Below are 13,234 nucleotides of genomic sequence, written 5' to 3'. Positions count from 1 at the left end.
CAGTTCGAGGGAATGCCGATAGTCTTGTGGGATTTTTCCGGCAGAGCGCGCGTACACCGTGTCGCCCGCAGCGATGGCAACGGGTGCACCGTGTGCATGTCGAATCTCATAACAGAGACTGTCCTGGGCGTGCCCGGGGGTGTGCAGAACGCGAATCTGGATTCCTTCGACGGAGAAGTTGTCACCCTCGCGAAGGGCAGCAGTATTGCGACAGTGGGATGGATTCATGGCATGCACCCGTAGGTGCGGAAATCGGCGTATCAGTTCGCTCAATGCGCCGATGTGGTCGCGATGGCCGTGGGTGAGCAGCAGTGCGACGGGGTGATCCTTACTCTGTTCGAGTTGCTGAAGAAAATCAGCGGTTTGAAATCCTGCATCGACGAGCAGGCATTGCCTGGGGGCTACGGGAATTTTGTAACTGTTGACTGTGTAGGGTCCGAAGGGCAGCACCCATTGTTGCCAGCCTGCGGGAAGTGGGATCTTCGGGATCTCCTCGGATTGTGCAAGTGCGAGCAGTGAAGGGCCATGCAGGCCGAGTGCACTGGCAAGTTCGAGCCAGTCGTGCCCGGGGGTGTGCGAACCCGGTGGCGACTGCTGCAGGATGGAAAACAGATGGAGCGTGCGACCATCGATCTCAACACCGTCAGCCTGGAGACCGGCGATGGCTTTTCCGGCCACATCAATGGCACTGTCTTCTACGGAAATCACGGGTTGTTTACTCATCTTGAACGCTGGAATAAAGTTGGACTCTAAGGGGTTATTCGTTCTATATCAGAGCTTCCTATGATGAACAAGAGAACTCCAGCTTCCGTCCGACGACTTTCCGGTAACTCCCATGGTTTTACCATCATTGAACTCGTGCTTGTGATCGCCCTGCTGGGCTTGCTTGCAGGTTTTGTCATCGTCAAACTGGGCGGTGTTTTGGGAGATGCGGAAGTGAAGGCAGCGGAGTTTCAGGTCAATCAGACGTTCAAGGGGCCACTGCTGAAATACCGCATTGATATGGGAAGCTACCCGACCACAGATCAGGGACTGGAGGCGTTGCTGAAAGCACCTGCCGAACGGCAGCACCTGTGGAAAGGACCGTATGTGGACAGCATTCCGCTGGACCCTTGGAAGACGCCCTATGACTATCGCTTTCCCGGTGTTCAGAATCCGGACGCTTATGATATCCGTTCGGCGGGACCGGATACGATCCTGAATACGGAGGATGACATCGGAAATTGGCAAAAGTCCGATTGATGTGGTGGTGGATGGGCGCCAGCTCGATCATGCGTAACCCTCGCGAGGCGGCATTCCGGCAGGAAGTGCCTGGATTTACGATCATTGAGTTGTTGATGGTGTTGGCCATTCTGCTGCTCGGAGTGGGGTTGTTTGTGGTTAACGTTGACAATGCGATTGAAGGTGTGCAGCGCCAATCACCAACGGAGGTGCTGTTGCAGAGTTTTCGCGACGCCCGACTGCTCGCGGTGACTGAGAAACGTCCGGTTTATTTAAGTTTTGATGAGGAACTGTCGCGCTTCGAACTGCGGACTGAACCCTTCGCATGGGTTCAGCCCGTTGCATTCCATGCACTGGATGAGGCAGACCGCGAAAGCATCGATACGGTTCGGTTCTGGCCGATTGAACCCTGGTCTGAGCGGGCAAACCCACGCGAATTGCTCGAATTTCGTGTGCTGGATCAGCCCTTTTCTGCGGTGCGCTTTGAACCCAGTGGCATCAGCAACTTTGTGGCGGTGCAGTGGGCATACACTCCAGGAGTCAGTGATCCGCTCTGGATGATCATGGATCCGTTTTCAAGTGCCGAGCTGGAAGGAGAGCTGGCTAGATGAAACCGGAGCGATGCAGGACAATTGATGGACGCAAGCGGGGGTTCACGCTGCTCGAAGCCCTGCTTGCAGCAGCAGTGCTCGGGGTAACGGGTTACGTGCTGGCGGTTGCATTCAACAATGGCCAAACCGCGTTGCTCAACTGGGAACAGTCCAGTGAAGTTCATGAGTTTCGGAACTGGGCTCTCGCGACACTTGATTTTTCAGAAATGGATCGCGAAACGCTGGAAACCGGGGATGAATCGCTGCGCTCCCCGGAAGGAATGCGACTGGAGTGGAAGGCACGCGCTTACCCGACGTTGGTGCTGGATGTGTTTGTCATTGAAATCGAGGGTGTGGTGATGGGACCTGAAGGCAGCTCAGAACCCTTTCGCGAAAGTCGATTGATTCGCAATCCGGAATGGTATGAATCGGATCGGGAGCGGGAACAGCTCGTGGAGGACAAGGAGCGACGTTTTGAAGCGATGCAGAAAGAAAGGGCACGGCGATGAAACGCAGTTATCCCATTTCTCGAAAGGGTCGTGCCAATCGCGCTGAGCGTGGTTTCACGCTGATCGAAGTGCTGCTGGCACTGGTGGTTTCAGTGATGGTCATGACGGCGTGCGGCATGCTGTATTATTCGATTGCACTGGCGTGGATTGATCATCGTCAGGGAGATGTTGAACTACAGCACGAGCATTCGATCTTTGCGTTTTTGGAACAGGAATGGGTGATTCAGCCCAACTTACCATCCCAGTTGCCCGGAAGCGTAGATGGCTCGCTCAGCTGGCAATCTCTGCCGGGAGCCTCGGCATACGATCCGGTGTATCTCTCATGGCTGACGCCCGAACCCCCAGCATTTCTGATGACGGGTCGATGGACGGACCACACCGTTACCCGAATGTATTTGCGCTTTGATACACGGGAAGGAGTCTCGTTGATTTGGCACCCGGATGATGCGAAAGTGGAGCGCATGGGGTTTACGAATTATCGGGTCGAGGATCACCTTTACCGCTTCCCGTTGGCCCTTGACTGGATCAGCCTGAGCTATGCCTACTGGGATGCTGAGCAGAAGCGATGGGAGATCGAACCCCACCTTCGCAACTATGATCCAGGCGAGCGAGGTGTGCCGGATGCGCTGATCTTTGAAGTGGAGGGACGGGAGTTAACCCGGCGAACGCTCTACCTGAATCAAGAGTTATCCTTGAATCCGGAGGTATCCTCATGACTCTCACTCCGTTGAAAACACTTCAGCGTAGCGGACGACCCTCACATCAGCGCGGTGTGGCGCTGATCGCCACGCTGGTCTTTCTGTTCATCCTGACCGTGATCGTGGTACTGTTTCTGGGAGATGTAGAGGATCGGGTACGCTACCGTGCACAGACCGCGGGCAATGAAGACATGCGAAGGATCGCACGGGATTATCTGACTCATACGCTAGGGGTGCTTGAGGAATTTGAGCAGTTTGACAGTGACTTTGTGTCGGCATTGCAGGGGTGGGGTGATCCTTTGCTTTATGAACCCTTTCCGATTCCGTACGAGGGCTTGCGCGCGGTGGTGGTCGTCGAAGATCTGGCAACACAACTGCCGCTTTCCCTGCTGGATGAATCCACTTTTGCCCTGTTGCTCGAGAGTCTGGGAATTGACGGTTTTACAGCGATGCGGCTGCGCGATGTGTATTTTGACTGGATCGATGCCGATGATGAAACGCGGGTGAGGGGTGCAGAGGCGAGGGAGTATGAGAATGACCGGACGCGGTTGTTGCTGACGCCTGTCAATCGAAGTTTGCAGGATATCTCTGAATTTCAGTACATGATGGGATTTCGGGATTGGCTGGATCCCGAAAGCAGAGCGTATCAGCCAGAACTTTTTGAACGCTTCACCTCCATGCTGACCGTTGCACATGGCGAACGTCCGAATCTCAACGTAGCAGGACCCGATTTGTTGCGGTTTTATGAGCTGCTGCACGATCTCAATCCACTGGGACTGGAACGTTATCTGGCGGGACAGGATCGCGTTCGGGGAACGATGGATGATCGCTGGGTTGATCTGAGTGAGCATGGGATACCGCCAGTGCTGAATGCCGCGTTGGGAAGCAATCCGGAAAACGCCTTGTATGCCACATCGACAAACCTGCTCCGCATTCGCATCGAATTGGAACGCTTCGAGAGTTACCGCTATCGGCTGGAGGTTTGGGTGCAACAGGGAGGTGCCACTCCACCGACATTGCCTGCATCCGACCCGGCGCAACCGGACTCTGCGGATGCGGAAGACGAGACTCGCACCGAAGTGACCGCACCCCGCTCCAGTGATTCCGGTGGTAGTCGTTTTGAAGTTCTTGTCATCAGGGAAAATATGTAGGATGGTCGCAGCTGAAACACTCATGGCTCCAATGACGCAAACCGAACCACAGGCACCGCAGTTATCAGAGAAGGTGGAGCGTATCGCTCGATTCCTGCCGGGTGAGGCGTTTTATACGGAGCGCATCACGTTCCCGGCAGGAATGACGACGGCGGAACTTGACACTGCAATCGAAACCCAGCTTGAAGCCATCGCTCCCTTTGCGCTCGAACACCTGAGTTTTGGAGCATGGGTCAATGGTGAGGGTGACTCGGCACTGGTGTACGCTGCGCAGCGGGAGAGTCTTGAACCAACCCTTGATGAACTTGCACAGGACGAGGCAGCCTACCCGAGTTTTTTTCCATTTCTGGGGCTGTCCGTTGAAAAGCCTTGTGTGGTAACGGCGGTTTGCGACCAGCAGCTGATCTTGTTGGTATTTGATCAAGCGGGAAAACTTCCGCAGGAAGTGCACTGTGTTCGCTTTGAGGGTGAGACGGATGACATCGCACGGGTGGAGCGCCTGCGTGCGGATCTGTTCCGGGATTTACCCTGGCTGGATCTACCGCTGCATCCGGGAATCTATCGCTGGAAGGATTTGCAGCGAAACTGGAAAAACCAACTTTCGTGGGCGTGCATCGATGGCGATGGAGCGGAAGTCCGCCTGGAGTTGAACGCTGTCCAAGCCGCCCGCGCCGATGTGCGGGATCCGCTCGTCAAACAGAGGGCTTACCAGGGAGCACGCTGGAATCAATGGCTGTGGATGACGACGGCAGGCAGTTGTATCGGCTTACTGCTGGCTTTGGCATTGCTTGGCCTGAATGCCCTGTGGTCGGGTACCCTTGAGGCAAAATTGCAAACCCTTGCTGAGCGGCAGCAGCGAGTGGAGGTCATCGAAGGCAAGGAACGCAATCTTCAGGTCTTTGAGAGTGGCTCGGCTGCCCGACTGCAACCGCTGGCGATGCTCGATGTGGTAAACCGGGTGCGCCCGGACGGGATATTCTTTTCGGAGGTGCGTGCATACGATGGAAACCACCTCCAGATTGACGGACTTGCGGAGGAAAATGGAACGGCACTCATTAACCAGTTTCGTGATGCATTGAACGAACTGAATCGTTTGGAGTCGGTCACCGTAGAGATCACGCGCATCAATCAGGGGGTTGCGTATTTTTTTCGTGCAAATCTCAGCTTTGATGAGATGGAAGTGGCAGCAGTAGGGGAGCATCAATGAAGCAACTGAGAAGCATTTTGACTCGTTCGAAAGTGTGGTTTGACCGGCGCACATTGCGGGAACAGTTGCTGTTGTGTGGCATCGTGAGCATCGCCTTCCTCTGGTTGTTTACCGATGCCATTCAAGCGCTGGCATCCTCGGTGCAGACATCGCGTGTCGCCGCTGCGGAATTTGAAACCCAACAGCTCTGGCTCGACAGGGAATCTGCCCTCGATGAGCGCCTGGAACGGGCACTGGGCGATTTGGATGCATCCAAAACCTACTCAGTCAACCAGATGCTGGAAGTGATGGACCAAATCGCAAAACAGGTGGGACTGCAGACCTCGATTGCGCGTCCTGTATCCCGCCGTGGCAACGTGTTCACCGAGCATGTACTGACGGTTCCGGTATCCCGGGCCACGTTGCGCACGCTCATCGATTTTGAAAATGCCGTGAAGTCCCACTATCCTTATCTGGGAATGGACTATATGTTAATCCAACCTGAACCCGCCGCACCGGAACTCCTGCGCGGTGAAGTTCGGGTGACATCCTTTGAACTCAATCGCTAATGCTGACCGTGACATTTATTCGCAATCGATTCGCCGGGCTGATGCAAGCCAAGTCAATTCACCTGACTCGCCGTCGTGCAGGCAGGAACATTTGCAGAACCTTCGGTTACTTTGTCCTTGGCTGCGTCTTTAATACAACCTTGATCGCTCAGCCATCGTCACCACCGCCCAATTTTACACCACCACCGCTTCCGCCGGAGTTGAGGGACAGCACGCGCTTTGCTCCTGGACTCAACGCCGATGATGTCGTCAACGCGATTGTTTTCGTGGATGAACCCGTTATGAGCGTGTTTCGCTACCTGGAGGAACTGACCGGCAAGACGGTGCTTCAGCAGGAATCGCTCCCGACGCCATTGCTGAATTTCAACAGCCGTGGCAGCTTGACGCGCGCAGAGGCGGTGCAGGCACTTGAGACAATCCTGACGCTCAACGGAGTATCGGTTACTTCTCTAGGCGACAAGTTCATCAAAGCGGTCCCCACGGCGAGCATCCGTTATCAGTCACCGGATATCCTCGTGGGTTCTACGCTCGCGCTGCCACCCACACAGCGACACTACTCCAAGGTATTTGATATCCAGCATTTGAATCTGGACGAAGTGACCCAGATCGTGAACAACCTGCAGACACCGGGGCTTTCCACACAGTTGGTGCTGCGCAAGGCAAATGCCATTATGGTCACGGACAGTCTGACCAACCTGCAACAGATCGAACGCCTGCTGAACCGGGTTGATGTGCCAGTAAAGATGAATACGCAGATGATCTTTCGCACGCTGAACTACATTTCGGCGGAGGATCTGAAACAGCGCCTGAGCACCATGGCCAGTGGACCACTTGCCCGTTACCTGGACGGAGAAACGTTCTTTGAGTCGGATGATCGTACGAACCAGATCATTATCCTCACTCATCCGTCCAATGTTGAGATCATCGAATCCGTGATTTCAAGCTTGGATGTGGATGCAGCACCACTGACGCGCACCGAAGTATTTTATCTGAAACACGCAAAGTCGGAGGAAGTGGCGTCTCTGCTTAATGCTCTGGTTTCCGGACAGTCTTCAGCCACCCGCAGCAGTAGTAACAGCAGTCGTCCCGTCGTGCCACGCGCAGAGGGAAATGCTACAGAAATCGTGAGGGGGTCGACAGGTGTTGAAGGAACAACGGACCAGTTCAGTCCCTACATCACGATCGAGTCCGATGAGCGCAGCAATGCGATCATCGCCTTCGGAACCTCCAGTGATATCCGGTACATTTCGGACCTGATTGAGAAGGTTGACGTCATCCTCGCGCAAGTGAAGATCGATGTGATCATTGCGGAGGTAAACATTGGAGATAAATACAACCGGGGCATTGACAGTTTTGGAGTGATTCTCGACGAAACCGATGAAATCACGATCGGGATCAATCAGCTGCTCAACTCAGAAGGTGAGGTGAGCAATATCATCTCTGATTTGCCCGTGAGAATCGGGGCAACGCTTGAGAACTTCACCCTGTCCACCGTTTTTCAAACCGCTGCCACAGATTCTGACGTCACCATCCTTTCCGCTCCGACGCTGGTCACCACTCACAACAAAAAAGCAACAATCAGTGCGGGAGAGAAACGGCCAGTGATTACGGGTTCCAGCACAGATACGACGGGTTCGAGCATTCGAAGCGAAGTCAAACTGGAAGACATTGGTATCGAACTCAATGTCACCCCGCTGATCGGTTCCAATGGTGTGGTGCAGTTGGAGATTGAACAGACTATTGGCACGGTCAATGGAACCACGTTGATCGATGGGAACGAACAGCCAATCATCGGTTCCCGTTCCGCGACCTCGTATGTGAGCGTTGGCGATGGTGATGTCATTGTGCTGGGTGGACTGCAGGAGGTACGGGAACGCCTGATTGAGGGTCGGATGTTTCTGTTGGGGCAGATTCCGTTGTTGGGTGACTGGATTTTTTCATCGAAGCGGCGGGAGAATACCCGCCTGGACCTTGTGATTTTCATTCGTCCGCAAGTGATCTACACTACCGAGCAAGCGAATCAACTGAGTCGCGAGATCATTCGTGACAATGTTCAGCAGTCCCGGATCGATGGTTATCTGGAGAATCTGCGCATCCCGAACAAGGAAGAGTGATGATTATTTCACGGGTACAGGCCTTGGCCGCGAGATTGTGCATGGCTGTGAATCGTGGGCTGCAGCAGGCAGTTCTCGGGGCGTTTGCACTAGCGATAATCGCATCCATGAACCTCAATGGGCAGGAGGAGAGTCTGGTGTTGAATCCACCATTCAAAACGGTGGATCGGGGCGCATCGCGCGACACGTCGGTACCGGTTGCCACTCAGGGTAGTTTGAACGAGCGATTTGAGTTTTCGGGGTATTTTGACGACGGTTCGGAAGTCAAGTTCAGCATACGCGATCAGCGCAATTCCAAGCCCTACTGGGTCGGAATCGGAGAACGCATTGAAGGCATTCAGGTGGAGTCATGGGATCCGCAGAAGCAGGGAGTCATCCTTACTGAAAATGGAAAGCGTGAGATGTTGGTACTCAAGGAAATGAAGCGGAGCGGGGGAAATCGTGTGATTGCACCCATGTTCAATCCCGTCGCGCCCAAGGCTCCAACGACTTATCCATCGCCACCTCCATCACTGCCCAAGCCCACACAACTCATGGAGAAGCTACGGCGTGAGCAGGCGCGCCTGGACCAGCAGGATGCGCAGGAAAAACAGGCGCAGAGCAATAACCCTCCAAAACCTCAGACCCGTTAGACATGACCATGGTTTCCCTGTCAGAAGAAGAATCCCTGCAGCTGAACAGCCTTCCCCGGGCTGACCGTTTGGCATGGCTTGCAGAGGCGCGGAATGTGACTTCCGATGTTGCGCTTCGCCAACTCGCCGAGCAATCCGGAATCGAATTGCTTGAACGCTTTGAAGTGCTTGAAAACCCGACAGAATGCCTTCCCTTTCGCCTGATCAATGAATACCAGTTGTTGCCAATTGTGCCCCCGGAAACCCTGGAGATGCACGAGATTGCAGTGGTGGTCGGGTGGTTGCCTGACTACCGGATGGCAAAGTGGATCCATGCGGTCAGCCAGCTGCGTGTTCGATGGTATTTAGGCGAACCGTCTGCCATCAGCCGCATGATTCAGCAGCGTTTCGGAGTGGGGTCGGGCAGTCTTCAGGAAGGGGGCTTTGACGACTTTGGCGAATTTGATCCCAGTGAAGAAGACGATGAAGATCAGAATGCGGCTGTGATCCGCTTCATCAACGACATCATCGAGCAGGCGGTACGTGACCGCGCAACGGACATTCATTTTGAGCCGGGCCGCGACAACCTTCAGATTCGCTACCGCATTGATGGAGAATTGGTGTTTGTGACGGTTCCGGAAAATCTTGTGCGCATCAAGGGTGCGATCATCTCGCGCATCAAAATCATGGCGCGGCTGAACATTTCGGAAAAACGACGTCCGCAGGATGGACGCATCAATTACCATGCCGGTGGTCATGACCTCGACATCCGCATTTCGACGTTTCCGACCATGTATGGCGAGAGCGTGAGCCTGCGCTTGCTGAATCAGCGCCAGCAACCGCTCACGCTGACCGAGATTGGGCTGTTGGAAGACGATCAGGAGAAGGTATCGCGTGTGCTTTCGCGACCGCACGGCATCGTGCTGGTGACTGGGCCGACCGGATCGGGAAAATCCACCACGCTCAATGCTTTCCTTCGCCAGATCAATACCCCGGAACGTCGCATCATTACCGTGGAAGATCCCATCGAATATGAGGTGGAAGGAGTGAATCAGACCCAGATTAAACCGGAAATCGGGCTGACCTTTGCGACGGCATTGCGCCACATACTGCGTCAGGATCCGGACGTCATCATGGTGGGGGAAATTCGCGACCGCGAGACTGCTGAGATCGGAATTCGTGCTTCACTGACCGGACACATGGTGCTGAGCACGATCCACACCAACGATGCTGCTGGAGCCATGACGCGACTGATTGACATGGAGATCGAACCCTTTTTGATCGCCTCTGCAGTGGAACAGGTGCTGGCCCAGCGACTGGTTCGGCGTCTGGATCCGGCAATGGCGGTTCCGGCAGTCATTGATGAGGCCTATTTGCAAACCTGCCTGCGCACACTGGGAATCCCAGCGAGCGAGCTGAGGCACAAGGATCTCATACGTGAACCCCAGCGAAGTGGGGGTGCCATGCACAACTTCGGATATTTTGGCCGTATTGGGATTTTTGAAGTGATGACCAATAACGACGCACTGCACGAGTTGATCGTGCGCAAGTCGACGGCGCGCGAGATGCGGGAGGTCGCAATGCATCAGGGCATGCGAACCCTGCAGGCCTGTGGCTGGGAGCAGGTGAAGCGCGGGCGCACATCCCTGAGTGAAATCATGAAATTTGCGGAGATTGGGTCTGAGCAATGAGCGAGCGACCATTTCGAATCAGTCAATCTGCAACGGGTGAACCCTCACCGCGTTTTTGAGCATGCAAGTCTTTCAATACACCGGAACCGACGCAAAGGGCCAACGCATCAGCAATGTTCTCGAGGCTGCGGACCGCCGGTCAGCCCTGCGCCTGCTTCAGGCCAAGGGCATCACCCCTATCGCGGTGAAATCAAAAGCGACTGCTCCGGCAGCAGGGGGGCGAGTCCGTTCGCTACCTGCGTCCACAACTGCTTCAAAAGAAGCCAAGAAGCGTCAGCGGGTGACGGAGCGCCATGCCTCCACCAAAGGGGTGAAAGGCAGTGAAACGCTCGGGTTGAAACTGGCCAAGCGTTTGCTCGATCTGCATTCCGGCGGCATGTCACTGGGAGATGCGATCTATTTGCTCAGTCAGCGCTTGAATGAACCCAAGCTCAAACGCATCACTGTCTTGATATGGGGACAGCTGCGGGAAGGAAGATCCTTTGCAAAATCAGTGGAGCAGATCCCCAATCTATTTCCGCGGGCGATGCTTCCCCTATTTGAAGCGGGTGAGGCATCGGGAGACATGAAGGCCATTTTGCGCAACTGCATCGAATTCATCGAAGAGCGACGCGCTTTGCGCAAACAAATCCTGTCGAGTCTGAGTTACCCTGCGGTCTTGATCTGCCTGGTGCTCGTCATCCTGATCGGCTTCATGTATTTTCTGGTGCCCACGATTCAGGCGATGATCGAGTCGATGGGTGGGCAAATGAATTTTTTCACGCAGACCTTGATTTCCTTTTCGCATTTTCTCCTGACAGGGGGTCCCTTCATCCTGCTTCTGCTGACCCTGCTTGGGGTCTTACTGGTGCAGTGGCGACGCTCCGCGCAAGGTCGACTGATCACGGATCGTTGGGTATTGAAGTTGCCGTTAATCGGGTTGATTGTTGAGAGTTCGGCGATGTATCAGATTTCAAATCTGATGACCACGTTGATGGAAAGCGGAATCAACACTTCTGAAAATCTGAAATTGTCCGAACGCACGATACAGAATCGTTGGCTGAAGCAGAAATTTGGGAACGCACGGACCATGATCATTGAAGGGGCTTCGTTCTCAGTCGCTTTCAAGCAGCACGAATTGTACACGGACGCATCCATTGACGTGCTCACGGTGGGTGAAAATACGGGTAGTCTGGAACGCGGGCTGCGGGAAATCACGCGCAGTGTGCGCAGCCTGCTGGATGAAAAGCTGAAGCTGCTGACAGTGCTGATTTCATCCGGAGCCATGGCAACGGCCTTCATCATGGTGATGTTTGCGGCACTTGGCATGGTACTGAGCGTGCTTGAGGTCAGCCAGACCATCAGCATGCGCTGATCCCTGAATCGCAAAAAACGCAAACGGGTAGACGCCCGGTTGCGTTTTGAAAAGGACCCGGTTATGAGCGGTGAGGCCATTCCGGGGAAAATGGAGGCCAACCTATGGCTTCCGATGCATATGGATCGATGTCAGCGCCAGTCAGATTCTCCTTCACCGAAGGAACGGCGAGCCCCACCATCGGAGCGTCCCCAATTGTCCCTTCCCTGTGATTTGCCGCGAAAATCGCCGCGTTCCTTATTGCGGAAGCCGCGATTGTCTCCGCCACGGAAACCACCTTTTCTCGGACCGCCGCTGTTTCCGAACTGGCGTCCTCCGCCATTTCCACGGGGTGCATCAGATTTGGGTCGAGCCTCATTGACCTTGATTTCGCGGCCATTGATCTCGGATCCATTGAGGCCAGCGATGGCATTCATCGCCTCCTCTTCGTTGCTCATCGAGACAAATCCGAAGCCCTTGGAGCGCCCGGTTTCATGATCGATGATCATCTTCACACTATCCACGGCACCAAATGCTTCAAAAGCGGCCTTAACGGCTGCGTCATCGGTGTCGTAGGGAAGATTGCCTACATAGATGTCCATATTGCTTTGTCGTTACAGTGCGTTCTGAATTCTGAAAACGCTCATTCCACGAACGCGGATGGAAGGAAGCGGTATGAAAAGTGAGCAATAGATTTACGCCACATCGGCGTCACTGGACATGCTTGGGCAGGTTGGAGGGAGGGTACAGTTACCTGTGGTAACAATCGAAAAGATCGGAATATCATGACGAGAAGCGGAGAGTGATAGGATGCGAAGAGGGGATGTCGTTATTCCGATAGTGTTTTCAAGAGGAAAGAAAATCGTGATTGCATCGCTTGTCAACGGCAATGGCAGTCAATTTTGGATGAAAATCCAAAGAAAAACACCGGGTGGAGTTCCCGGTGTTTGCGTGGTCAGAGAAAAGGAAGTCCGCTCAGAGGGGTCAGCCGCCAAAATACCCGATACCGCGCGACATCATGGTGGCGAGCAGAGGCATGAGGGCAACGATCAGCAACTCAAGGCGCACGACCATGATCAGAGGCTTGGGAAGGTCAATGGTTTGTGTGGCGTCACCCTTGCGGTTTTTGACAAAAAACAATGTGGGATAGATAGAGGCGAGTCCCACGATGACAAAGAGCATGATCTTGGCATGAAAGACACCGTTCTGGGTGTACACTTCTGCGGGTTTTCCCACAACAAACCAAAGCAGCAGACCCGAAATCAGTGCCAGCAAAGCGGAAAGGCCAAAGATCGCATCGATGGTGGAAACCCGACGAATCTGGGCGCGTGTCATGGATTTGGCGATCAGAAGGTGTTCGGCGACCAGAGATGCGAAGATTCCGAGAATGGATAGGAAGTGAACGTAACGAAAAATGATTTCAGTTGTCATGGTGTTGGATGAAGCAGTGAGTGTGAAGATGAATGGATCGATGGGAGGTTCAACCCTAAAGCGCCGAATATGGAGTCCTTTCAACTGAAAATCAACTGCAGTGCAGCGGATTTTAGCCATGAAATCCGCT

The 13,234-nt window shown here is 54.2% G+C and carries 14 protein-coding genes; 11 read left to right on the top strand and 3 right to left on the bottom strand.

What is annotated here, in order from left to right:
* On the bottom strand, positions 1-723 hold a 723-nt coding region (locus ABQ298_10480; GenBank protein ID MEQ9824799.1), incomplete at its 3' end, for an MBL fold metallo-hydrolase.
* Positions 724-783: 60 nt separating this feature from the next.
* Between ABQ298_10480 and gspG the strand changes: the two genes are divergently transcribed.
* From gspG to ABQ298_10425, 11 genes are all read left to right on the top strand, one after another.
* A complete protein-coding gene (gspG, locus tag ABQ298_10475) occupies positions 784-1,242 on the top strand; it encodes a type II secretion system major pseudopilin GspG (protein ID MEQ9824798.1) in 459 nt (152 codons plus the stop codon).
* A 29-nt stretch (positions 1,243-1,271) separates the two neighbouring features.
* Complete coding sequence (locus ABQ298_10470) at positions 1,272-1,832, top strand: prepilin-type N-terminal cleavage/methylation domain-containing protein (GenBank protein MEQ9824797.1); 561 nt, start codon at positions 1,272-1,274, stop codon at positions 1,830-1,832.
* Positions 1,829-2,320, top strand: a complete 492-nt coding sequence (locus tag ABQ298_10465; GenBank protein ID MEQ9824796.1) for a prepilin-type N-terminal cleavage/methylation domain-containing protein — start codon at positions 1,829-1,831, stop codon at positions 2,318-2,320. Before ABQ298_10470 ends, ABQ298_10465 begins: the two co-directional genes overlap by 4 nt.
* On the top strand, positions 2,317-3,036 hold the full coding sequence (locus ABQ298_10460; GenBank protein ID MEQ9824795.1) for a prepilin-type N-terminal cleavage/methylation domain-containing protein: 720 nt from the start codon (positions 2,317-2,319) through the stop codon (positions 3,034-3,036). Before ABQ298_10465 ends, ABQ298_10460 begins: the two co-directional genes overlap by 4 nt.
* Positions 3,033-4,169, top strand: coding sequence for a hypothetical protein (locus ABQ298_10455; protein MEQ9824794.1), 1,137 nt, complete (start codon positions 3,033-3,035; stop codon positions 4,167-4,169). Before ABQ298_10460 ends, ABQ298_10455 begins: the two co-directional genes overlap by 4 nt.
* A 22-nt stretch (positions 4,170-4,191) precedes the next feature.
* On the top strand, positions 4,192-5,376 hold the full coding sequence (locus ABQ298_10450; GenBank protein ID MEQ9824793.1) for a hypothetical protein: 1,185 nt from the start codon (positions 4,192-4,194) through the stop codon (positions 5,374-5,376).
* Entirely contained in the window at positions 5,373-5,924 is a 552-nt protein-coding gene (locus tag ABQ298_10445) for a hypothetical protein (GenBank protein MEQ9824792.1), read from the top strand. Before ABQ298_10450 ends, ABQ298_10445 begins: the two co-directional genes overlap by 4 nt.
* A 41-nt stretch (positions 5,925-5,965) precedes the next feature.
* Positions 5,966-8,038, top strand: a complete 2,073-nt coding sequence (locus tag ABQ298_10440) for a secretin N-terminal domain-containing protein (protein ID MEQ9824791.1) — start codon at positions 5,966-5,968, stop codon at positions 8,036-8,038.
* Positions 8,039-8,079: 41 nt separating this feature from the next.
* Positions 8,080-8,670 (top strand): hypothetical protein, encoded by a 591-nt coding sequence (locus ABQ298_10435; protein ID MEQ9824790.1) that lies wholly within the window; start codon positions 8,080-8,082, stop codon positions 8,668-8,670.
* Positions 8,671-8,672: 2 nt separating this feature from the next.
* Positions 8,673-10,340: a GspE/PulE family protein gene (locus ABQ298_10430; protein ID MEQ9824789.1), complete on the top strand. Its 1,668-nt coding sequence runs from the start codon at positions 8,673-8,675 to the stop codon at positions 10,338-10,340.
* Between the two features lie 61 nt (positions 10,341-10,401).
* Positions 10,402-11,694 carry a type II secretion system F family protein gene (locus ABQ298_10425; protein MEQ9824788.1) on the top strand — a complete coding sequence of 431 codons (1,293 nt, stop codon included), beginning with the start codon at positions 10,402-10,404 and terminating at the stop codon, positions 11,692-11,694.
* A 131-nt stretch (positions 11,695-11,825) separates the two neighbouring features.
* On the opposite strand, the gene ABQ298_10420 is transcribed toward ABQ298_10425, so the two are convergent.
* Together ABQ298_10420 and ABQ298_10415 are read right to left on the bottom strand one after the other, a co-directional pair.
* The gene (locus tag ABQ298_10420) at positions 11,826-12,275 is read right to left on the bottom strand and encodes an RNA-binding protein (protein MEQ9824787.1); all 450 of its coding nucleotides are present in this window, start codon (positions 12,273-12,275) and stop codon (positions 11,826-11,828) included.
* Between the two features lie 382 nt (positions 12,276-12,657).
* Positions 12,658-13,224, bottom strand: a complete 567-nt coding sequence (locus ABQ298_10415; GenBank protein ID MEQ9824786.1) for a DUF2214 family protein — start codon at positions 13,222-13,224, stop codon at positions 12,658-12,660.
* Positions 13,225-13,234 lie beyond the last annotated feature (10 nt).

This window comes from Puniceicoccaceae bacterium, assembly GCA_040224245.1.
In the GTDB taxonomy this organism is placed as follows: Bacteria; Verrucomicrobiota; Verrucomicrobiia; order Opitutales; family JAFGAQ01; genus JAKSBQ01.
Note: the sequence above shows the minus strand (reverse complement) of the source record. Positions and strands in the feature narration are given on the sequence as shown.

Coding starts and splice junctions, on each gene's coding strand:
- gspG (MEQ9824798.1), top strand. CDS start 784: ATGATGAACAAGAGAACTCCAGCTTCCGTCCGACGACTTTCCGGTAAC.
- ABQ298_10470 (MEQ9824797.1), top strand. CDS start 1,272: ATGCGTAACCCTCGCGAGGCGGCATTCCGGCAGGAAGTGCCTGGATTT.
- ABQ298_10465 (MEQ9824796.1), top strand. CDS start 1,829: ATGAAACCGGAGCGATGCAGGACAATTGATGGACGCAAGCGGGGGTTC.
- ABQ298_10460 (MEQ9824795.1), top strand. CDS start 2,317: ATGAAACGCAGTTATCCCATTTCTCGAAAGGGTCGTGCCAATCGCGCT.
- ABQ298_10455 (MEQ9824794.1), top strand. CDS start 3,033: ATGACTCTCACTCCGTTGAAAACACTTCAGCGTAGCGGACGACCCTCA.
- ABQ298_10450 (MEQ9824793.1), top strand. CDS start 4,192: ATGGCTCCAATGACGCAAACCGAACCACAGGCACCGCAGTTATCAGAG.
- ABQ298_10445 (MEQ9824792.1), top strand. CDS start 5,373: ATGAAGCAACTGAGAAGCATTTTGACTCGTTCGAAAGTGTGGTTTGAC.
- ABQ298_10440 (MEQ9824791.1), top strand. CDS start 5,966: ATGCAAGCCAAGTCAATTCACCTGACTCGCCGTCGTGCAGGCAGGAAC.
- ABQ298_10435 (MEQ9824790.1), top strand. CDS start 8,080: ATGGCTGTGAATCGTGGGCTGCAGCAGGCAGTTCTCGGGGCGTTTGCA.
- ABQ298_10430 (MEQ9824789.1), top strand. CDS start 8,673: ATGACCATGGTTTCCCTGTCAGAAGAAGAATCCCTGCAGCTGAACAGC.
- ABQ298_10425 (MEQ9824788.1), top strand. CDS start 10,402: ATGCAAGTCTTTCAATACACCGGAACCGACGCAAAGGGCCAACGCATC.
- ABQ298_10420 (MEQ9824787.1), bottom strand. CDS start 12,275: ATGGACATCTATGTAGGCAATCTTCCCTACGACACCGATGACGCAGCC.
- ABQ298_10415 (MEQ9824786.1), bottom strand. CDS start 13,224: ATGGCTAAAATCCGCTGCACTGCAGTTGATTTTCAGTTGAAAGGACTC.